Origin of the sequence: Campylobacter sp. JMF_08 NE1 (assembly GCF_027737875.1) — a bacterium.
GTDB lineage: Bacteria > Campylobacterota > Campylobacteria > Campylobacterales > Campylobacteraceae > Campylobacter_B.
Window position 1 is genome coordinate 150,779 of sequence record NZ_JAOVUC010000001.1, and the last position, 21,967, is coordinate 172,745.

Annotated in this window: 18 protein-coding genes and 1 other RNA gene; 8 read left to right on the forward strand and 11 right to left on the reverse strand. The window is 37.2% G+C overall.

Features of this window, described 5'->3' with window-relative positions:
• Positions 1–218: 218 nt before the first annotated feature.
• The 5 genes from OFN91_RS00740 to panB form a co-directional block, all read right to left on the reverse strand.
• Positions 219–1,703 carry a phosphoethanolamine transferase gene (locus OFN91_RS00740; protein WP_270872904.1) on the reverse strand — a complete coding sequence of 495 codons (1,485 nt, stop codon included), beginning with the start codon at positions 1,701–1,703 and terminating at the stop codon, positions 219–221.
• A 14-nt stretch (positions 1,704–1,717) separates the two neighbouring features.
• Entirely contained in the window at positions 1,718–1,966 is a 249-nt protein-coding gene (locus OFN91_RS00745; RefSeq protein ID WP_270872905.1) for a hypothetical protein, read from the reverse strand.
• Between the two features lie 84 nt (positions 1,967–2,050).
• Positions 2,051–3,064, reverse strand: a complete 1,014-nt coding sequence (ruvB, locus tag OFN91_RS00750) for a Holliday junction branch migration DNA helicase RuvB (protein ID WP_270864436.1) — start codon at positions 3,062–3,064, stop codon at positions 2,051–2,053.
• Between the two features lie 66 nt (positions 3,065–3,130).
• Positions 3,131–6,205, reverse strand: coding sequence for an AAA domain-containing protein (locus tag OFN91_RS00755; protein ID WP_270872906.1), 3,075 nt, complete (start codon positions 6,203–6,205; stop codon positions 3,131–3,133).
• A 59-nt stretch (positions 6,206–6,264) separates the two neighbouring features.
• Positions 6,265–7,059 (reverse strand): 3-methyl-2-oxobutanoate hydroxymethyltransferase, encoded by a 795-nt coding sequence (gene panB, locus OFN91_RS00760; protein WP_270872907.1) that lies wholly within the window; start codon positions 7,057–7,059, stop codon positions 6,265–6,267.
• A gap of 103 nt (positions 7,060–7,162) precedes the next feature.
• On the opposite strand from panB, the gene ssrA reads away from it, so the two are divergent.
• The 8 genes from ssrA to OFN91_RS00800 all read left to right on the forward strand — a co-directional run bounded on the left by ssrA (position 7,163) and on the right by OFN91_RS00800 (position 14,693).
• Positions 7,163–7,523, forward strand: a transfer-messenger RNA (tmRNA) gene (ssrA, locus tag OFN91_RS00765).
• A 195-nt stretch (positions 7,524–7,718) separates the two neighbouring features.
• A complete protein-coding gene (locus OFN91_RS00770; protein ID WP_270872908.1) occupies positions 7,719–8,990 on the forward strand; it encodes a tyrosine-type recombinase/integrase in 1,272 nt (423 codons plus the stop codon).
• 88 nt (positions 8,991–9,078) lie between these two features.
• Complete coding sequence (locus tag OFN91_RS00775) at positions 9,079–9,501, forward strand: hypothetical protein (protein ID WP_270872303.1); 423 nt, start codon at positions 9,079–9,081, stop codon at positions 9,499–9,501.
• Between the two features lie 112 nt (positions 9,502–9,613).
• Positions 9,614–9,835, forward strand: a complete 222-nt coding sequence (locus tag OFN91_RS00780; RefSeq protein ID WP_270872302.1) for a helix-turn-helix domain-containing protein — start codon at positions 9,614–9,616, stop codon at positions 9,833–9,835.
• The gene (locus OFN91_RS00785) at positions 9,832–10,203 is read left to right on the forward strand and encodes a hypothetical protein (RefSeq protein WP_270872301.1); all 372 of its coding nucleotides are present in this window, start codon (positions 9,832–9,834) and stop codon (positions 10,201–10,203) included. The genes OFN91_RS00780 and OFN91_RS00785 overlap by 4 nt, the downstream gene beginning before the upstream one ends.
• A gap of 131 nt (positions 10,204–10,334) precedes the next feature.
• The gene (locus OFN91_RS00790) at positions 10,335–11,864 is read left to right on the forward strand and encodes a hypothetical protein (RefSeq protein WP_270872909.1); all 1,530 of its coding nucleotides are present in this window, start codon (positions 10,335–10,337) and stop codon (positions 11,862–11,864) included.
• A gap of 106 nt (positions 11,865–11,970) precedes the next feature.
• The gene (locus tag OFN91_RS00795; protein WP_270872910.1) at positions 11,971–13,320 is read left to right on the forward strand and encodes a hypothetical protein; all 1,350 of its coding nucleotides are present in this window, start codon (positions 11,971–11,973) and stop codon (positions 13,318–13,320) included.
• A 617-nt stretch (positions 13,321–13,937) separates the two neighbouring features.
• On the forward strand, positions 13,938–14,693 hold the full coding sequence (locus OFN91_RS00800) for a metallophosphoesterase (RefSeq protein WP_270872911.1): 756 nt from the start codon (positions 13,938–13,940) through the stop codon (positions 14,691–14,693).
• Positions 14,694–14,829: 136 nt separating this feature from the next.
• Here the strand turns inward: OFN91_RS00800 and OFN91_RS00805 are convergent, their stop codons facing one another.
• The 6 genes from OFN91_RS00805 to OFN91_RS00830 all read right to left on the reverse strand — a co-directional run bounded on the left by OFN91_RS00805 (position 14,830) and on the right by OFN91_RS00830 (position 21,879).
• Positions 14,830–15,597 carry a hypothetical protein gene (locus OFN91_RS00805; RefSeq protein ID WP_270872912.1) on the reverse strand — a complete coding sequence of 256 codons (768 nt, stop codon included), beginning with the start codon at positions 15,595–15,597 and terminating at the stop codon, positions 14,830–14,832.
• A 157-nt stretch (positions 15,598–15,754) separates the two neighbouring features.
• Complete coding sequence (locus OFN91_RS00810) at positions 15,755–16,573, reverse strand: ferritin-like domain-containing protein (protein WP_270872913.1); 819 nt, start codon at positions 16,571–16,573, stop codon at positions 15,755–15,757.
• 12 nt (positions 16,574–16,585) lie between these two features.
• Complete coding sequence (locus OFN91_RS00815; protein ID WP_270873063.1) at positions 16,586–18,601, reverse strand: ATP-dependent helicase; 2,016 nt, start codon at positions 18,599–18,601, stop codon at positions 16,586–16,588.
• A 176-nt stretch (positions 18,602–18,777) separates the two neighbouring features.
• Positions 18,778–20,115, reverse strand: a complete 1,338-nt coding sequence (locus OFN91_RS00820) for a M48 family metalloprotease (protein WP_270872914.1) — start codon at positions 20,113–20,115, stop codon at positions 18,778–18,780.
• Between the two features lie 12 nt (positions 20,116–20,127).
• Complete coding sequence (locus OFN91_RS00825) at positions 20,128–20,721, reverse strand: LemA family protein (protein WP_270872915.1); 594 nt, start codon at positions 20,719–20,721, stop codon at positions 20,128–20,130.
• A 66-nt stretch (positions 20,722–20,787) separates the two neighbouring features.
• Complete coding sequence (locus tag OFN91_RS00830; protein WP_270866245.1) at positions 20,788–21,879, reverse strand: D-alanine--D-alanine ligase; 1,092 nt, start codon at positions 21,877–21,879, stop codon at positions 20,788–20,790.
• Positions 21,880–21,967 lie beyond the last annotated feature (88 nt).

Consider the following 21,967-nt stretch of genomic DNA (forward strand, 5'->3'; position numbering starts at 1 on the left):
GGCTGGTTTCGTATCCTAGGGCTGATTTTGCGCGCACGCTCATAATGCGCCCTTTGGCTGCGCTTAAATTTGCCCTGTAATAATCCACGCTTTTTTGCTTTCGCAACCCAAAAACACTGCGCCTAGTATCGCCAAAACGCAAAAATTTATAAATTTCATAATTTGCCTTTTAAATTAATTTAAAAAAACATTATAATATTTTTATGCAAAATTTAAAACTATTCTAAAATTTTTCTTTTTCCATGAAGCGTTTTAAAACGGCTTTTATTTGCGTCGTAAAATTCGCCGGAAATATCATTATACGGCTCATCGACTGATGATTTTATCCCCATAATGCCACTTATGAAATTAAATATCAAATCATTTGTAAAATACTCGTTTGCATTGGCTTTGATTTGTGCGAATTTTTGCGAATTCTCGCCTATCCAATCATCGCTAAAATACGCAAAAAACGGGATTTGCGCCATATCCATAGTAAAATTTGAGCTATCGTGCTGATGAAGCATATCCTCGCCGTGATCAGCGCAATACACTAATGCCTTGAAATTTGGCATTTTGCGCACCTTTTCGTAAATTTTTTGCACTATGAAATCATTATAAAACACCGCATTGTCGTATTTTGATTCAAATTTTGCAAAATCTTTTGGATACCTTGCTTCGTATTTCCAGTGTGCGCCCATAAGGTGCAAGATAAGAAGTGTTTTATCCCCAAATTTCATCTCGTCAATTTTTGGCAAAATTTTCTCATCATACGGCTCTTCTGGGCGATGAAATCTATCTGTGCCTAGCGCAGTGATCCAAAATTTTTGATTTGCGCTAGCAAAAAGCATAGAAAGTGGCGAGCCATAAATGCCGTGTTTTGCTTGATTTGAGATATATATGGTTTCAAAATTTGCCATTTTTGCCAGTTCTATTAGGCTAATAGCCTTTTCTTGCGGGATTTCATTGTATTGATTTCGCGCTGTCATAAACTGATAAAGCACATGAATTGTAAAGCTGTGATTTGAAAAGGCATTTGTGAAAAATACCGAGTTGTCTTGCTTTGCAAATTCGCGCAAAAATGGCGTAGTATCGTGCTTGTAACCATACACGCTCATGTGATTTTTGTTTTGGCTTTCGCCGATGACAAGGACATAAAGAGCCTTTTCATCGCTAAATTTTAAATTTTTTACGCCACTAATTCGCTCGTTTTCATTTTGCTTAAATTTGTCTAGGCTTTGCAAAAATTCATTTGCCTTATCTAACGATATGGCATAAATTTGCATTTTTCTAAAATTAAATTTAGTAAAAATATCAAATGCCAAAAGCGCGCATATAGCTACCTTTAATACTGCGCCGAAATCAAATTTAACGAAATTTAATCGCTCAAATTTAGAAAAAATGACAAAATACGACAAAATAAAAAAAGCAATGATTAAGGGCAAATAAAGGTTAAATTTCGTGTTTAGGTATTCTATAGCTTCGCCTGGTTCGCTTTGGAGTATCGCTATAAGCGAGTATTCGTTAAAAAGTCCACCTGTTTGCGAAAAATACACCAGATAAAATGCGCTAGGAATTATCATCAAAACAAAGAGCAAAATTCGCGCTATTTTAAATTTAATCAATCTAAAAACTATAAGTAAAACAAATGCCAAAACAGCGAAAAAAGCGAAATTTAGACTAGCTCTACGAGTCGCTAAAAGGGTGTGTGTAGTAAATGTCAAAAACAGCGGAATGCTTATGAGTAAAAAGATAAAGCAAAATTTCTTAAAAAACGCCGCTCGCTCCTGCCAAAGCCCCCCCCAATGGCGATAAAAGCGCTCACAAAAATCATATCGATTAAGAAAAATTTAACTGCTACTAATCCTATTGGCATGCCCTTAACTAGGACATACGCAAGCGATACAAACAAAATATACGAAAGCGCAAAAAGCACGAAAAAATTAAATGAATTTACTCGTAAATTTATAAAATTTAAATTTTTCAATCTCCCTCCTTTTACCAAAATTACAATATTTCGCCGTGTGTAACTTACAAAATACTATTTATTAAATTTATTCGGATTTTAAATTTAATCAAAAAGCCCCCGTTCATCGGGGCTGGTTTCGTATCCTAGGGCTGATTTTGCGCGCACGCTCATAATGCGCCCTTTGGCTGTCTTTTCGATATAGCCGTTTGCGAGTAAATACGGCTCGATGACATCTTCGATCGTGCCCTCGTCCTCGCTAAGTGCCGCTGCAATGGTGCTTAGCCCCATGGCTCTCTTGCCCGCTTCGCCCAAAATCGCAAGGTATCGCAAATCCATCTCATCAAATCCGAGCTCATTGACCCCAAGCGCGTCCAAACCCTCGTTCGCGCGCTCTTTGGTGATGATTTTCTCGTCTTTGACCTCGGCAAAATCTCTTATGCGTTTCAAAAGTCGAAGCGCGATGCGTGGCGTGCCACGGCTACGGCGTGCGATTTCGCTACTAGCGTCTTTTTCGCACTCTTTTTCGAGTTTGATCGAGGCGATTTTTACGATTTTGGCTAGCTCTTCGGTGGTATAAAACTGCAAGCGAAACTGCATGCCGAAGCGATCTCGCAAAGGCGCAGAAATCATGCCCGCGCGCGTAGTCGCACCGATGAGTGTAAAGTGTGGAATATCGATTTTAATGGTTTGCGCCGCTGGACCTGAGCCGATGATGATATCGAGGCGGAAATCCTCCATCGCAGAATACAGCACCTCTTCGATCGCCGGGCTAAGGCGGTGAATTTCATCGATAAAAAGCACATCGCCCTCTTCGAGATTTGTCAAAATCGCGGCCAAATCGCCACTTTTTTCTATCATCGGAGCGGCGGTTACTTTGATATTGGCTCCCATTTGCGTGGCGATAATGTGCGCAAGCGTGGTCTTGCCAAGCCCTGGTGGCCCATAAAACAGCACATGATCTAGGCACTCGGCGCGCTTTTTGGCGGCCGTGATTGCTATGTTTAGGTTCGATTTGATTTTTTCTTGCCCGATATAATCCTCGAAATTCGCCGGTCTTAGCGAAATTTCCGACGCTTCATCTAGTTTTAATTTTTCTATTTCTACGATTCTGTCCATGATTTTCTCAAATTTAAAATAAATGCGTAGTTTAGCGAAATTTTAATTAAATTGAAATTTTAAATTTCACGGCTCTATTTGGCTAAACAAATTATACTCTTCATCGCTTTCGCCGTTTAATGCAAAGATTAAATTTGATATAGTTTCATACGATTTAGAGTATGAATTTGGCAAGCAAAGATAGGAAATATCGCTATTCTTGCATATTTGCATTTTCTTTTTATCATTGTCTATGCTTTTGCTTTTTGAAATGTAGTGTTCGCCGCCGTTTAGCTCGATAGCTAGGCGCGGTTTAGTGGCACCAAACTCATCTTTTGAGTATAAAACCAGATCAAATTCTGCTTTTGTAAAGTATGATTTTAGCTCCTCATCATCGATTGATTTTAGCACCTTGCTAACGCTTTGATTTCGCTTAACACTAAATTTTTTATAAACGCTACAAAAATGAGTTATCGTTTCAAAAAATTCTTTTTCGCACCGCGAGCTGTTTGAGAGACCGATTTCGATTTTATTGACCTTTGAGTGCGATACGCTTATATTTCCGTTTTGTTTGACATAATGGCTAAGACTAGCAATATCATCGTCTATTTCTTTATTCGATAGAGCCTCTAAGGCTTCATCATCGGCTACTAAAACCAATTTATCCTTGGCTCTGGTAACTGCTACATTGATCAACTCTTTATTATTCGCTAGCCACTCATAGGTTTTTAGAGAACTTTTTACTCCGATTGCGGGGGAAAATATAATGGTTTGATTTTCAGAACCCTGAACGGTGTGAATCGTCCCACATTTCACATTTAAATTTTGCTTAGCTAATTCGGTTTGTATGAGATGGGCTTGATTTCTAAATGGCGTTATTACGGTGACGCCGTTTTCGTCTAATTTGTTTTCTTTGATATATTCTACAACCGCCAAGGCTTCGGCTAGGTATGAATTTCGCTCGCTAGCAAATTCTTTATTTCGCACTTTTACATATTCTAATTGATTTTCGCCTAAGGAAGTTTGGATATTTAGCTTGCCGCCGTAATATCTGTGGTTTGAATAATCAGCTATTTTTTTGCCACATCTGTAATGATAGCTAAGTAAAATTTTAGTTGAAATTTCATCGACACGCGACATTAAATTCATAATAGAATTCCCGCAATAATCATACTGCCTTGGAACTTCGTATTTTTCCATCAATTTATCGTTGATACAGTTATCTAGCGTCGTTATGGGTTGGAGTTGATTTACATCGCCTACTAGAAGCAATCTTTTAGCCTTTGAAATCGGCACAAGCGAGGCTGCGACATCGCATTGTCCTGCTTCGTCCATTATGCAAATATCAAAATAAGCTTCGTTGTCGCCAAGTTTCAAACACGCGATATTTGTGCATGCAATTACAGGGAAAATTTTTAGAAATTTTTTAAAATTCTCGCTTTGTTTTAGCCATTTTGTAAATTCGGTGATTTGATTTTCTTTATCGTCAATGCTGATAATATCTCTTAAATCCTTGTAGCTTGGCTGTTTTAGTCTTTTTATGAATTTAAACGAACTAAAATACAAATACATTAAAAAATCAGAGTCGTCTCCGACAAATTTGACATTTGATAAAACCTCTTCATTGCTAATATCGGGCAAATTTTGCAATTTTTCCTCAATGGTGTTTTTTTGCTCTGCAAGTTTGTCTTTGAGTTTTTTTGATGATTTTTCATTATTCATCACAAAATCATAAAATTTATCGAGCTCCTGTTTTGATTGCAAAACTTCTTGTTTTTCTTCATATTTTGCTAGTAGCGATTTTAAATCATTATATCTTTTAGATGTTTTGTCGCTAATTTCTTTTAGTCTATCATCATAAATTTTGATATTTTCATCATTTTTTTCTAGTAAAATTCTAATCCTATCCAATGATTTGCCGATTTCTACGCGATTTCCAAGCCTAATAATCGGAAATGGTATCTCTTTGTGCTTATACTTAAATTTAAATTTTTTCAAAATATCATCGATTGGGTGGTTGTTATTCGAGCAAATTAGGCATGTTCTATCGTTTAAAAAAGATGATAAAACAACATTCATCAGCGTAGTGGTTTTGCCTGTGCCCGGCGGTCCTTGGACATAGGTAACTGGATTTTTCATCGCATTATAAACCACTCTTATTTGATCGATATTGACATTTTTATCCATTAATACGATATTTGGCTCAGTTTTTCCCATGTTTCGCTTGGAGAGTTCGCCAAAAAAAGCTTTAAGCGGGTGTTCGAGAGTGCCATTTTTATGCTTTTGCACTATGCCTTCATACACTGGGTCGAAATCCATGCGAATTTCCCTAGTTATGAGCATAAAGAGCGGATTTTCATCTAGTTTTTCGTTGCTATTTAAATTTTCCCTTAATAGCTCTTTTGTATTTTCGTAATCAACCTGCAACAATCCAGCAAATTCGCTTGGATTCATGCTCAAATACTCAGCCAACGATTTTTTATTTCCGTCAATCAAAAAGCTATTATTGATTATTAATTCGCCATTAATCATCAAGCTTTTTTCTTTTATATCCAAAAACAGCGGATAATACGCAACCACATAGAGTTTATTATTGTCGTAAATCGATAATTTATTGATTGCAAGTTGCGAATATTTGTTTTGTTGCTCAAATTTTTCTTTGTCGTAAATATCGTTTATGATGATTTTAAACTGCTCATCGGTTAGTAAAATTTTCTCATTTTTTAGTAGCGTTCTTACATCGATACCGCTAACCTTTGAGTAATCATTTTGGCACGGATCGACATCAAGCCTTTTTGCTTCGCTGTAATATTCTAAAATTTTGTCGTCGAAATTATCAAATTCTAGCCACGCAAGTTCTGAGATATTTTTTTCTATTTTATCGATTAAATGCGGTTCGCACGAATAATATGTTCCGTCGATGACCTTGGCTTTTTTTATCTTGTCAAAAAAAATACTTCCATCTTTGGCGTAATTTCCTTCACTATTATTAAACACACCGATATTAAACATATCGATTTTTAATTTTTTGTATTCTACATCGATATCCAAAACCGCGCACCAAAAATAGCTTGTTTCGCCTTTTTTATTGACATACTCTATGCTAAGCCATTTACTCTCTTTAATCGATTTGGAAATTACTTTACCGATATTATATTTCAAAACAAACCTTATATTGATAAATTTTTTACAAAATAAAATTTCATATAAAACGCCTAAATTTACTTCAAATACTCGAATTCTTCGCTTGGGAAAATGCCTTTTTTGACATCATTAGCGTAGTTTTTCACAGCTTCTCGCACGAGTTCGGCGCCGTCAAGGTAGCGTTTTACAAATTTTGGCTTAAACTCGTCAAAAAATCCCAGCATATCGCTCCACACTAGCACCTGTCCGTCGCAGGATCCTGCGCCGATACCGATAACTGGGACATTTGCGACGCTCATTACTTCGCTAGCCACGCTTGAAATTGTGCCTTCAAGCAGAAGCAAAACCGCTCCCGCATTTTGCACGGCTTTGGCGTCATCAAGAAGCAAATTTAGGGCATTTTTCTCGCGACCGCTTACTTTGTAGCCACCTTGAAAGCGAGAAAGTTGCGGGCGCAGTCCTATGTGACTCATAACGGCAATGCCGTTTTTGCTTAAAAGCTCGAGGGTAGCCGCAAAATCCTTTCCGCCCTCGATTTTAACGGCGTCGCAACCTGTTTTTTCATAAACTTTGGCGCAGTTTTTAAGCGCAAGTTCAGGCGTGGCGCATGAGCAAAACGGCATATCCACGACCAAATACGGGTGCGTTAAGCCGCGCCTAACAGCTCTTGCGTGATAAATCATCTCATCGACGCTTATGCCGATAGTCTCAGCATGTCCGCCAAAGCTCATATTTAGGCTATCGCCTACTAGCACCATATCGACTTGGTCGTTAAAAATTTTGGCAAATAAAGCGTCGTATGCTGTGATCATAACGATTTTTTCGCTGTTTTCTTTCATTTTATAAAGGTCATTTATAGTGATTTTTGCCATATTTAATCCTTAAAAATTTTTTGCGATTATAGCCTAAATTTGGCAAATTTAACCCAAATTTGACAATATAAAATTTTTGAAGTAAAATGTGCGACTTCCTTTTGGGGGTGACTTGGCTTCGACAGAAATGGATTGGTCAAGGTGGCATGCCGCTTCGGATATAGCGTATAAAATCCAAATTAAAATTAAACGCAAATAACAAAAATTTTGCTCCTGCTTACGCAAAAGTAGCGTAATCGCAGTCGAGCCCTGCACTGCGCCCATACTATCTAAGCGCGGTAGCGGGTAATCCTAGATAGCGTAGTTTCGCGCTCTGACGAGGCGCGGGGCGAAATTTAGTCTTTGCTTTGGCGATTTGTTTTGGAAAGTGAGCAAGCCGGAGCGAGAATTTCACTTTTGCTAAGCATGTAGAGGCTTTGGTCGTTTGTTTTTGGACTGCGGTTCGATCCCGCACACCTCCACCATTTAAGCTTTTTTTAAGTTATTTTTACTTCTTTTTAATCTCTTTTAGCTACCATTTTAAGGGCATTTAGTTTAGTTTTGATTATTTTTAGTTATTTTTGTGATATAATTAAATTGTTTTAATTAAGTTACTTAATAGGTTACTCGAAACCGATTAAGTTACTTTTTCAAAAAAACCACTTCAAAAGGTCGATAAAATGGGAAATGTAAGCAAAGCACACTTAACGGATAAAGATATACGCAATTTAGAACCAAAAAATAAGCGATATATTAAAGCAGTAGGTGACCCAAAAGAGCTCTATATTTTTGTTAATCCCGAGGGAATAAAAACTTTTGAAATTAGATATAAAGGCAAATATAAAAAAATCAAAGAATTTAGAGAAAATATGTATTCTGTCGCAGAAGCTAGGCGAGATGCTATTGCAGAACTTAAAAGGCTTGAAAATGGCGGAACTTTTGACAATAGAGATGATAAATTTAAATTTGGTAATTTGCTAGTAATATTTTTCAAGCAAAAATATAAACAAAATTCGAAAGATTACACCGATAAAATGTATCAAGCATTCAAAAGATACATACTCCCAAAATTTAAAGACAGAGATATCAAAGACATTAAACAAATTGAACTTTTAGAGGTTTTAAACCCTATTTTTAGACCAGAAAACATAACAGCAAGCAGACTTGAACTTATACATAGGCTTATAAATTATATGAGAGATATTTTTGAAATAGCCATAAACAACGACTATATCAGCAAAAATCCTACAAATGGCTTAAAAGAGTATTTTCCTAGCAAACACAATTTCTACTCCCAAAACGATTACGACCCTCGAATAAAGGGGCTTATCAAAGAAAATGAGATTAAAGAGTGGATAAAAGATTTGAGAGAAAGAACAAAAATCAGCGATGAAGTGCGCCGTATGGTCTTATTTCAAGTATTAAGCGCAAATCGCCCTGCAAACACCGTTAAAATCAAATGGGAGTGGATAGACTACGAAAACAAGGTATTAAATTACCCTGCAAGCGCAATGAAAAGGAAAATTCGCCATAGTGTGCCATTATCAACATATTTGTTAAAAATTTTAGAAACTCAAAAGCTATATAGTGGAAATTTTGAGTATGTTTTCCCTATATTTGGTTATGAAAGTATGAACGAAGAACAACTAAAAAAAGCCCACACAAATCGTGAAAATAACCTAAATAAGGCTTGTAAAAATATGGGCGGAAAAGACAAATGGAAAGGCAAATTAACGGCTCACGGTTTTAGAAAGACATTTAAAACACTTTGCAATATACACACAGCACAAAACGGAGCAAACTACGATACTATCGAGGATTGTATAGCGCACAAACAACGCAATAAAGTAGAATACAGCTATCAACTAGAAAGAGCCACAATCGAACAAAAAAGGGCTTTATTGCAGTGGTATGGAGATTATCTAAATTCAATAGAACCACTTGGAATTTGATTTTTTTCTTTTACAGAATTAAATTTCTAGTAAAAAGAAATTAAAAATAATTTATGTTAAAATAATCAGAAAATTTAAGGACAATGCGATGATAAACGAAAAAGATAAAAAAATCATAGATGATTTTCTAAAAGAGCAAAATTTTAATTTTGATGAGTATGATGATTTCATCGAATATATCCAAGCTAGGGGTATGCTAAATGATAAAAAGAAAATTTTAGATAAAGTATTTTTTACAAAAGCAAATTTGGAAGTTTTATATTTAGAATTTCTTAACCCTATAAAGCGTGTTTCAAAATTCCTAAGACTAAAATACAAAGAATTATCGCAACTTACAGGCTACACTGAGGGAGCTTTTAAAAATGCAGTGGCAAGGGGCGAAGTAAGCGAACCTATGGAAAAAGCATTGTTTCTTTTATTAAAAATACACAAATTAGAGCAAAAATTATCAGATAAAGACATTGTAATTTCAAATTTAAAAAAAGTGTTGAAAGATACTTTAAATGATTAAAATCTATTAAATTCTAAAATAAGTTTATAAAAATTACTTAAACTGCTTGACTTTTTAAAATAAACACATTATAATGCCCTTGTAAAAATTTTCTACAAGCAAGGAGCAAATTATGCAAAAAATAGATATCATCAACGATGAATTTTTAACAATCGAACAAGTTACGCAAATGTATGGATTGACAAGAATATCCCAACAAAAATTGCGAACTCAAAAAAGCCAACTCTCTGATAAACCACATTTAAAATATTACAAAATAGGCAGAAAAATTTTATATAAAACAAGCGATATAAAAGAGTTTATAGAAACTTGTGTCGTTGGAGCTTCAAAATGAAAACTCCAAATATTAGAACAATCATAAAAAACAAACGCCGTGCAAGAAATAAACTTCAAAATAAAATATTTGATATGCAATATTCTATCTTAGATGAAAAAGAAAAACTAGATAAAGCTTGTCAAAAGGAAAAAGATAAATTAGATAAAATTTGTCAAAAGGAAAAAGATAAGTTAGATAAAATTTGTCAAGCAAAAAAAGATAGGCTAGATAAAAATTTTCAAAAAGAAAAAGATAAGTTAGCTAAACTCGATGATGAAATTTTTCATCTTACAAAATCTACTTCCACTACAAATGATAATCCTAATCCTAGCCCTTGTGGTGACGGATTAGGCGCATTGACCCTTGATTATGAGCGTAGTGAATAATCAATGGGTAGTAGTGCGCGCACTACAAACCCTATACTCTAACGAGTAAGGGTTAAGGTGCGCTTTTTCTAGCCACAAGGGCATACGAAAAAGAGTTTATATCACAACTTTCTTTTAAAGGAGAAAATATTATGAAGCGCAAATACAGAAGCGATGATGAGTGGAGAGCCAAAAGAGTTTGGACTAAACTCGATAAAATTCAAAAAACAAATCATATAAAATACACACCAAAAACAGCAAAAGCTAATGCTAATTGTCAGCCAAGACAATCACAAAATTTTTGGCACGATACGAGAGAAGAAGAAGAAAAGTTAAAAGCAAAAAGTATTAAAGATATTTATTCTGATTTAAATGAATATTCTTGCTCGGCAGAGCAAATGCAAAAGCGAGAAGATGAAATAATGGCTCAAACCATACAAAACTACTATGAACGCACAAAGCAACGAATTCAAGCAAAAAATTATAAACAATCAATGGTTATAACTTTAAATGCAGAACATACACTAGTAGATGTTGAAAGAGTAGCTGATAAAGTTTGTAAGGAATTTGGGTGGCAATATATCGGCAGTGCAGTCCATAGAGATGAGGGGCATTTTTATACAGATGAAAATGGCAAAAAGTGCTTTGACCCAAATTTACACGCTCATATCGAATTTATCACGCTTAACGAAAAGGGAATACAATGTTTTAGGGCTAGACAAAAAAGAGACATAGGCAAAAGACTTCAAACAATAGTAGCCGATGAGTTAGGTATGGAGCGTGGATTTGATTATTCTGCTAATGGAGAAAAAGCACCAAAAGGGCTAAGTAGCCAACAATACGCTATGAAAATGAAAGACTTACAAAAAGCTACCGAAGAAAAAGACCTAACCATAAAAGAGTTAAACGAAACTATCAAAGATTTAAGGGGACAACTACAAGAAAACCACGCTACAAGGGCTGATTATGCTAAATTAGAACAAGAAGCAAAGAAATTAAGGGAAGCTATCAAGAACAAAGAGCTAATAAGTAAAGCTGAATTTGAAAAGCAAATAACTTTAATCCAAGAGCAAATGAATGCTAAATTTAGAGCCGAAAAAGAACAATCCGATAAAGAGAAAACAGAGAAAGATGAAAAAATCAAAGCCTTACAAATTGAAAACGAAAAATTAAATGAACGCAAAGGGTTTAATGATTATGAATACGAACAACTATCAAATTTAGAGAAAAAAGCCCTAAAATATAATAACCAAGAGCTAAAAGCTAAACATACCAAAAAAGGTTTTTTATCTTTTAGCAAAGAAGTTACAGACTACAAAGCCCTAGCACAAGAGCTAGGCGAACGGAACGAAACACTACAAGAAATCATTAAAAAGAAAAATTTAAACGATGATTTTATCGCAACAAAAAAGGTCAAGGAAAAAAATAGTGAGCTTTGGTCTAAGAACTTCAAATTAGAGAGTGAAAACAGAGAATTAAACGCTCAAATTTCAACGCTAAAAGAAAAGATAGCCAAAGATACTACCCAAAGCGTTAAAACGCAAGAAAACGCAAAAGAAACGCAAATAGATAGCGAAATTTCTGTTGCGAGTGTTATGGAGCAACAAAAAAAAGTTCTTCTCTCTTCAAAGTTTTCTAAAAACAGAATTCCAAAAAAAGACAAAGGATTTGATTATGAGTGATAAAAATCTTTTTCCTTTTACAAGAAAAATTCTTTGGGGCGAAGCCCCAAATATCTGTAAAAGAGAAATAAAAACAAATTTTAAAATTAAGAAAGGAAATTAAAAAATGAGTATAAATAAAAAAAGCTCTGCGCATAAACAGCACAGAGCAAGAAACATAAGCAAAGGAAGTATAAGCAAAAAAGCATTAGAAAAAGCTTATATTACTCCCTTTGCTTTTGAAAGCTCATTTTTAAATGAGTGGTGTAAGTTTGTAAGAGAGTATAATCCTAGCAATTATAGACAGATTGAAATCCAAGCCGTGCAGTGTATGAGTGCGATTATATCGTATTGCAATCAGCCAAATTTGCCTTTCTTTTTACTTGATATTTCAGATAGTGGCACAGGCAAAAGTAGAAATAAAAAATTTCAATTCGATATACTTTTTGACCCTATAAAACAAGAATTAGATAAAAAATTTAAAGCTAGTAACGAAATTGAGCTATATTCGTTTTTAATCGAAGGCAAAATCACTAGCGAAGGAATTTTTACAAGTGCATTAAATCAGAGAGTATTTTTTGCAAATTTTGGCGAAATTGGAACAGCTTTGAAAAACAAAGACCCAAAAACACAAGAAATTTTAACTATGCTAACAGATAAAAACTCAGCCAACAACACCCTAACAAGACCAGTATATAAAAACTCCAAAGGCAACAGCAAGAAAAAAGCCTTACCACCATTTTTAGATAATGTCAAATTCTATCTATCAGCAGATACAAACCTACAACAGCTAGGCTGTGATGATAGCGTGATAAAAGAGTATTTAGGGGGCTTATTTAATCGATTTGTGATTGTCTATACAAAAGATATTCTTTCTTATGAGAACTTCAAATTTAACGCAAATAAGCCGTTAAATGATGAAATTTCAAAATTTCAAAATTTTATCATCGGTTTTATGAATTTTTTAAAGCTAGAAAAATATGAAATCAATATAAATGCCTTTCACAATAACGCAAATTACGATAAATTTTGCAAAGAAACACATAAGAAAAAGCAAGATAAATCAAATGAGTATAAAGAGCTGTATTCTCGCACCACGCAAAATCTAAACGCCATTATTCAAACATTGCATTATTTGAAGCAATATGAGAGCATTAAGGCACAAAGAAGCGTAGAATTTAGCCCATTAGTTGATGATAGCACGATAGATGAAGCCATTAATTTTATAGAGCCTTATATTGATTTATCTCTTATGTTTGATGAGCTAAACGGACAAAGCGACAGCATACAAAGCGTTAGAAATAAGATGATTGAGTATATAGAACAAAGAATAAAAAAATATGGTAATTGCACTATGAAAAATATTGCTGACAATAGACCATTTAAAGACTATAAAACAAATGATATAAGGCAAATTCTAAATGATTTTATTATCGAAAATAGAGATAAAACAATAAGTCTTTTAAAAAATGATTAAAAGCTTAAATAAAATTTACAAAAATTTTGACCGAAAAATGGCAGAATTTGACCGAAAAATTTCCCTACAAATGGGCGTTTGAAAGAAAATTCGGTCAAATTCGGTCAAATTCGACCGAATTTTAAACTTAAATCCGTGAAACACCACTAAAATAATATTTTAAAAGCATTTTATCACGGCTAAATTTAGACTTTTCTTAAACAATTAAGCCTCTAAAAATGGGAGTTGAAAATTTTTCGGTCAAATTCGCTATAAAAAAACGCATTTTTTAGCCAAAATTTCGTTTAAGGTTTTGTGAAACCTTAAAGCAAATATTAGAGTTTTTTGTATTTCTCTTTTACTGATGAGCTTTGGGGCAAAGCCCCAAATTTTATTCTGTAAAAGAAAAAAATTGTTATAATGTAACTTCGTTTTGACTGCTTAAATGAGCGAAAATTTATAAAACAAAAAGTAAATAAGTTACTTTTTGGGTAATACTAAAAACCTTAAAGCTTTCAAATCCCATATTTATCGTAGTTAGAAAGGCATAGGTATAGAGAGCACACCTCCACCATTTAAGCTTTTTTTAAGTTATTTTCATAAAATTTACAAAATTTCATAAATTTAAAGGCAAAACAATGGCTAGAATTTTCATCACAGGCGATACACACGGCGGCTGGGGCGGATTTTCGCACGAAATGAAGCGATTTAGCGCATTTGAAAAGTTTGCAAATACGCTTTGCAAAGACGATTTTTTGATAATCCTAGGCGATTTTGGCTTCATTTGGCAAAACGCCCCAGATAGTGAGGAAGCCGGCTGGCTAAAATACTTCGAGGACCAAAATTTCACCACGCTTTTTATCGACGGCAACCACGAAAATTTCAATCGCTTAAATTCGTATGAAATTAGCGAATTTCACGGCGGAAAAGTGCATAAAATTTCTGAGAGCATATATCATTTAATGCGGGGGCAGGTTTATGAGCTTGCAGGGCACAAAGTCCTTAGTATGGGCGGTGCGGCGAGTATCGACAGGGAGTATCGCACGCAAAACATATCGTGGTGGGAGGGCGAAAATATCAGCGAGGCTGAGCTAAACGAGGCTTACAAAAACCTCGCCAAGCACGATTTTAGCGTGGATTTAGTGCTTTCGCACACTGCGCCGAATTCTATCGCGCCAAAGGTGCTGGCCCTAAATGAGTTTGCGCTAGATTTCCACGATCCAAACGGCGATTTGCTAGAAGAAATTTATCGCAAAATCAAATTTAAAAAGTGGTTTTTCGGACACTTTCACGAGGAGCTTTTCTGCGTAAATAGCCAGTTTATCACACTTTGGCACGATATAGTGGAACTGAAATTTGATGGCGAGAAAATCAAACATTTGTGCGTGATTTAATCTCGCTTCGCAAAATTTAAACACTGCGCCGAAATTTTACTGACGCAAAATTCTCGCAATGACAGCATTACGCGCGCACTGCTAATGTGCCACCGCGAGAATTTCGCGCCAAATTTCACGCCCTTATCGCAGGCTCTCAGCCTTGTGAGAGTTTCGTTGCGATAAAGTAGTTAAGCTGAGAATACGAAATATTCCCTAGCTCGGGCTTTAATTCTTTTAGTTTGGCACGGATATCCGTGAGCTGGTCGCCGCTAGCTAGCATTTTGCGAATTTCATCTTTGTATGGGCTTAGCAACTCTTCGCTTGTCGGACCTGCGAATTTCGCCTTTATTTCGGCTAGGTATTTTTCGCCAAACTCGCTTTTGATAAAGTTGCTAATCTGCGAATATGTAAGCTCGCTAAGCTCAGGGTATGCCTCTGCTAAATCGCCACCGATCGAGTAGTAGCTATCGCCGTTTTCGAGTTTGGCTTGGATTTCGTCCTTGTATTTGGCGAGCCTGTCCCTAGTCGATGGCGCGGAAAATTGATTTAGCCTTGTCTCTGATATGAAATGGCTGACCTGAGAGTAAGCCACCTCCACGCCTCGCTCTTGCAAAATTTTTGTGATTTGAAGCGGGGTTTTTTCCTTTTTGAGTAACTCTATGATTTCCATAGTGTGGCCGGCTAAAACCTGCTGTTTAGGGGTATAGACCTCATCTATTTCTGCCCTTGCTAGACCCAAGAGCGAAGCCATTGTTTGCACGCTATTATGGAGAGCTTCCCATTTTTCGCTATCTAAAAGGCTATAATTTTTAGCAATTCCTAAGAGTTTTAGAGCTTTTCTGTAACTTTCTCTACCTCTGATGTTTTCTAAAAATTCAGCATCTTTGACCATTTGCTCGACTTTTATAACATCTACTGCCATAGGTTGCTCCTTGTGAAAATTTGGCGTTATAATATAATATTAATTCTTAAAAGTCAATAAAAATAGCGAATTTGTAAGTGGATTTTAAGAAAATATGCAATATTAATATTAAAATTTGATATGCAAATTCACAGCACCTGCCGCAGCAAAAATCATTTTAATTTCCTTGTAACTCTTTGATTTTATCGATTTCGCTTTGCGAATAGCCAGCTTGCAAGCGGGCGGTTTCGTTTATCGCGCGAGTGGTTTTAAAGGCCTTTGGGTAGTGGCGCATAACGATTTCGAAAAAACACTCCGAGCTAACTCCCAGCCTAGCGCACTCGTATCTAAACCACTTATCGCCTTTGCTCACATGCGAAACTTCCTCGCACAAAATCATCTCCAAAAGTGGCCGCAATGGCCTTTTATCCGGCATTTCATCAATATGCGAAAGCAGATAAAAGTTCGCATCCAGCCCGCCAGCCTCCAAGTGCCTAGGCACCACTGCCATGCGCTCAATTAGCGAGTGCTGAGTTTTTTTCAGCGCCTCAAATAGCCCGTCATGCACGCTAAAATCGCCGTAAGAAAAACCCGTTTTTTCTAGCTCGGCATTTACGAGCGAAAAGTGCTTTACCTCATCTTCTGCCACTTCTAGCCAATCAGCGTAAAATTCGCGTGGCAGTCCTGCGAAACGATAACACGCATCGAGCGCCAAATCAATCGCGCTGTATTCGATATGCGCCACAGAGTGCAGAAATAGGGCGTTTTTATCGACATTTTGCTTTTTTAAATTTTTGTTTTGGATTTTTATATCTTTGACTTGCGAAATTTGGGCGAATTTCGCATAGCTAGGATTTTCGAGCGGTTTTGGCTCAAAATTTGGCTCAAATTCTACTTCGTTTTTGCAAAATTTTGCGTAAAATTTTGCAAATTTTTCTATTTTTTGGCTAGGACTGCCAGCGTTTAAAATTTCCCAAATTTCTGCGTGAAAACTCATTTTAACCCCCATTTACGCCATACCAGCTTCAACTAAAAAACAGCTTGGCTGATAGTTTATTTTGCGAATTTTATCAAATTTCGCGTAGCTTAGATAGAGCTCATTTCGCGCCCTAGTCACCGCGACATAAAATAGTCGTCGCTCCTCATCTAGACTGCCGCCCATGCCCATTAGCTTCAAATTTGGAAAGCGGTTTTGCGCCAAATCCACCAAAAACACGCTATCAAACTCCAAACCCTTGCTAGCATGCACGCTTAGCAGATTTACGCCTTTGCCCTCGCTCATTTCCTTTGCGCCAAGTGTGATGAAGTTATAAAAACTCCCCGCATCCTTGTATTTGCTCGCAATCCCGCCTAAAATCGCTACTTTGTTGTAAATTTTCTCATTTTCGTTTGTTTTGCGATCGAGATCGATTTTGCCGTTTTTGAGCGTAGCTCTGTGAGTGGCGATATTACCTGCGATTATGGCAAAAAGCTTTGAGGATTTTATCAAATTTACTAGCTCGCCAGCGCCGAAATTTGGGCTAAATTTGCTAAATAGCGTGTATAGCTCGTGCAAAATCACAGCCGCGCTTTCGTTTAGTTTGTTGTATTTTAGCACCGGATTTTTGGCGAAATTTTCGCTAAATCCAAGCGTGCTAAATCGCTCCAAACTCGCCTGCAAATCCATATCATCAAAAAGTCCTAGCTGGTAATTTCGCTTTTTTTGCTCGTAAATTTTCGCACTCATATCAGGGCGCAAAAAGCCATCTTTGATATTTCCGCCACCAAGCGTGATTAGCGCGTCGAAAATCTCCTTGCTAGTGGCGTTTCCGATACCTTTGGCATACTCTAAAATCCCAAGAAATGCCATCATATCCTTTGGGTTTATCAGCGCGCCGAAAATATCCATAAACGCCTTTATTTCGCGACTTTCAAAAAAGCTCGTGCTGCCTTTGCGCTTCGCGCCGATTCCTAGCTCTTTGAGCGCGACCTCGATCCCGTCAGCCGAGGAATTGTTGCGAAAAATTACCGCAAAACTCTCAGGGGCGCGCCCGCTTTGCTTGATTTGCTGTGCGATATGGCCGTATTGCGACATAATCTCATCATAAATATGCAGTTTTGGCGCGCTAAATTTGCCCGTGCGTCCCACGACTAGCTTTTTGTCATACAGGCGCGGATTGTTTGAAATGACCTTGTTTGCAAGGGCTAAAATTTGGCTAGATGAGCGGTAATTTATGTTTAGCGTGTAAATTTTCGCGTCGCTAAAACGGGTGCCAAAAGAGCCGATTATATCAATATTCGCGCCGTTAAAGGCATAAATGCTCTGATCGAAATCACCCACGCAAAAAAGGCTTTTTGTCCTAAATGCATCGATTAGTGAGCCTTGAAGCGAGTTGGTATCTTGATACTCATCGACTAAAATTTCATCATAGTATAGTGGCGCGCCCTTGCGCAGTTCGTGGCGCATTTTAAGCAGTATGTCGTTAAAATCGGCGTAGTTAAAGCGGGCTTTTTCTTCCTCAAATTCGCGCAAAATATCCTCGTAAATTTCGCTAAATTCAGCCTGATCTTCGAAATTTCTAGCAAACCACGAGCCAAAACTCTCGCCTGTTTGTTTGTTTTGAAATAGCGAGTATATGTCGTATAAATACGCACCGCCATACGGCCTAGTGTCGCTGATATGGTAAAATTTGCGATTTTCTACGATACTTTTTAAAAGCGTTTTTAACTCGCTTGGCTGTTTTAAAATCACACCCTTGCCAAGCTCGCGCAAAAGTGCGTAAGATACCGCGTGGAAGGTGCCTGCGGTGATTTTGGCGGTGATTTTTTTGTCAAAATAGCGATTTAGCCTCGCAATCATTTCGCTAGCTGCCTTGTTTGTGAAGGTTAGAAGCAAAATTTTGCTTGGATTTACGCCAAGGTGCAGTAAATGCGCAATGCGCGCTACAATGGTGCTAGTCTTGCCTGTGCCTGCGCTTGCGATTACGAGATTGTGGCCAAAGGGCGCAGTCGCGGCGGAGTATTGTTCTTGGTTTAAATTTGATATTGCGTTCAAAATTTTCCTTTAAAATCGTAGATTATAGCCTAAATTTATTATAAAAAAATTAGCCCTGCGCCTAAAATTTGGCGTAAATTTGGGCGTGAAATTTAACCAAAATTTGCGAATTTTAAAATTTAGCCTAAATTTAACGCGCGAAATTCGGCGCGAAATTTAGCCCAAATTCACGCGCCCATTTCTTTTAGCTTTTTTATCCGTGATTGCAGGCTAGGGTGCGTGGCGAAAAGCCCAGAAAATGCGGGCAAGAAAAACATGTGCGCACAGGCTCTGGCGTTTGTGTTTTTGATATGAAAATTTGCGAAATTTCTTAGTGGATTTGCGCGAAAATTTCGCATGTCATCTGTGTTTATACTGCCCCTTTGGCGCGTTTTTGAGGAAAAATATCTGTTTAAATTCGGCTTTTCTTCATCTTTTGGGGCTTTAAAATCCTTTTTGCCGATTCCGTCGTGATAGGCTTTGTTGAATTTTTGTATCATAAAAAGCTTATCAAGGGCTTTTTTGATACCCAAAGGATTGCGCGTGTATTTGGCTGCGCTAGCGTCTGCTAAAAACTCTTTTTGTCTAGAAATCGCGCTTTGGATAAGTTCGGCAAAAACCTTACCCAAAAGCCCAAGTAGCCAAAATGTAACGCCTACAAGTATGACTATGGCGATCCCGCTTCCTTTGGAGTTTCTGCCACTTCTACCCCTGCCAAACGCCCTTAAAATCTCATATCCGATGAAGCTAAGTGTGCCAAGTGCGCCAATGACGCTAATTAGCCTGATATTTAGTTCGATATCATCGTGAAATGCGTGCGAAAACTCATGCGCGATTACCCCTTGCATTTCATCTCGGTTAAATGTCCTCATCGCCCCAGCCGTGACAAAAATCGCGATTTTTTCGCTATCTTTGCCGAAATTCTCCCCGCTTGCCATGGCATTTACGCCATTTTCGTTTTTCATGATAAAAACCCGTGGCATATCCACACGCGAGGCAATCGCCATTTCTTCGATTATGTTAAGCAGAATTTTTTCGGAATTTTTGGCTGTGTGGGGGTGAATTTCTGTGGCGTCAAGCCCCTTTGCAAGGCTAGAAATGTCTGTCGCCTCAAAATGGCGTTTTTTGATATAGTTAAATAAAATCACGCAGACTAAAAGCGCGGACAAAAGTAGTGGCAGGGCGTAATCCGCGCCCTCGCCAAGGGCAAAATTTTTGTAATTTAAAAAATCAAAAAATAGCGCGTATGAGAGCCAAAAAACCTGCACCAAAACGCTTGCAAAGACGAAATTTAGCCACGCAACCTTGCTTTTGGCTAGTTTTTGGTGTTCGTTTATGCTGTGAGATAGCGAGGCTGTTTTGCCAAGGAAAATGCGCGTTATGGCAAACAAAACCGCGCTACACGCCAAAACGCATAGATAATACCCGCACTTTGGCGTGCAGGAAATCTCATTTGCGCTTAAAAAATGGCAAAATTTTTCAGGTAGGTAAAAAATCGCTAAATTTAGCGCAGACAACGCCTCCACAAAATTTCTCGCTTAAAACTCGATTTTTGGGGCTTTTTGGATATTTTCCTCTTTGAATTCAAGCAGGGCTAAATCTTTGTGAAATTTAGGGAAAAATCCGACTAAAATATTGTTTGGAAAGCTTTGTTTATAGGTGTTAAAGTCCGTCACTGCGTCATTGTAAGACTGCCTAGCAAAGCCGATTTTATTCTCAGTAGAGGTGATTTCCTCGCTTAGATGTAGCATATTTTCGCTAGCTTTTAGCTCAGGATAGGCTTCGACCTGGATATTTAGCCCATGTAGCGCGCTTTTTAGCTCGTTTTCTGCGCTTGCTAAATTTCGCATATCACTATCATTTAAGCCGTTTTGTTTGATACTTTCTAGTGCGCTAGTTGCGCGGTTTCTGGCATTTACGACATTTTCTAGGGTTTGTTTTTCGTGCGCCATGTATTTTTTGACAACTTCGATTAAATTTGGGATTAGATCATATCTGCGTTTTAGCTGGACATCGATTTGTGCAAAAGCGTTTTTGGCTTCGTTTAAAAGTGCGACAAGTTTGTTGTAAATACCAATGAGAAAAATTCCGACAAGAATTAAAATAGCTAAAATTACTAGCAAAACACTCATTTTTTATCCTTTTGTTAAATTTGGCTAAATTTCACGCTAAATTTGGAATTTAGCGTGAAATTTGGATTATTTGTTTGCTGCGATTTGCGTAACCAAATCGTAGGTTACTGGGATTTTTTTGTATTGCGGCAAAGATGTAGAAAGCCCGTCGATAATCGCGCCAAAATCGTTAAATAAATAGCTTGCAAGAGCTGCTGGGACGGGGTTGATTTCATTTAGATAGATTTCGTTATTAAACACGAAAAAGTCGCATCTGATGATCGAGCCCTCAAATCCGCTGTTGTAAATTTTAGCAAACGCATCTTTCATCTTATCTGCGATTGAAATGCCCACGGTTTGCTCTGTCACGGTGTTTGGTTGGGTGGTGTCGATGTATTTGCGACCAAAGTCTAGGAAATCTTTTTTCACAGGTTGGCCAAATTTTGAAAATACAATCTCGCCGCCTATTTTACAACCTGCTAGGCTGTATTCTTTGACATCTTTGACGAAAGGCTCGACGATGACCTCGCTATCTAGCTTAAAGACCTTGTCGATGATTTTATCGAGCTCTAAGTCGCTATTTACGATACTAGCGCCGATACTGCTACCTAGGTGAGCTGGTTTTATGATGACAGGGTAGTTAAAAGACGGCAGACTCGTGCGCTTCAAAACCGCGTAATTAATCGCCTTAACCCCTGCGTTTTTGGCTAAATTTTTGGTTAAAATTTTATTATGGCTTACCGCACTTGCCTCTAATCTAGGGCCGATTTGTGGAATTTCGTAAAATTCTAAAAGTGAAGCTAGCTTGCCGTCGCAACCATCACCGCCATGGATTGTGTTGATACACACATCGATTTCTAATCTGTTTTTTGAAAACATACCGCTTGTGTAAAATCCGCCATAAGAGAGGGTTAGCTCTTTGACCTTGCTGCCATAAGAAGTTTGAGATGAAAAACCGCCCTCAGCAGCGTCTGTGTTGGCAGAGTGAGATCTAGCAAAATTTCTAGCAAAGTAGCTTGCTACCATATTTCCCTCTTCGATTTCGAAAAATCTGCGGTTAGCGTCGCAGTAGATAAAGACTAAATTTTTGCCTTTTAATGCGTTTTTTACAGCGATTGCTGTGAGGATACTGACATCGTGCTCGTAGCTTTGTCCGCCAAAAATGATACCATATTTCATAATAACTCCTTTGGGCTCTTTAAAGTGTAATTTAACTCTCGATTTTATAAAATTTATGCTTTATATTCTCTTTTTGTGTGAAAAATTT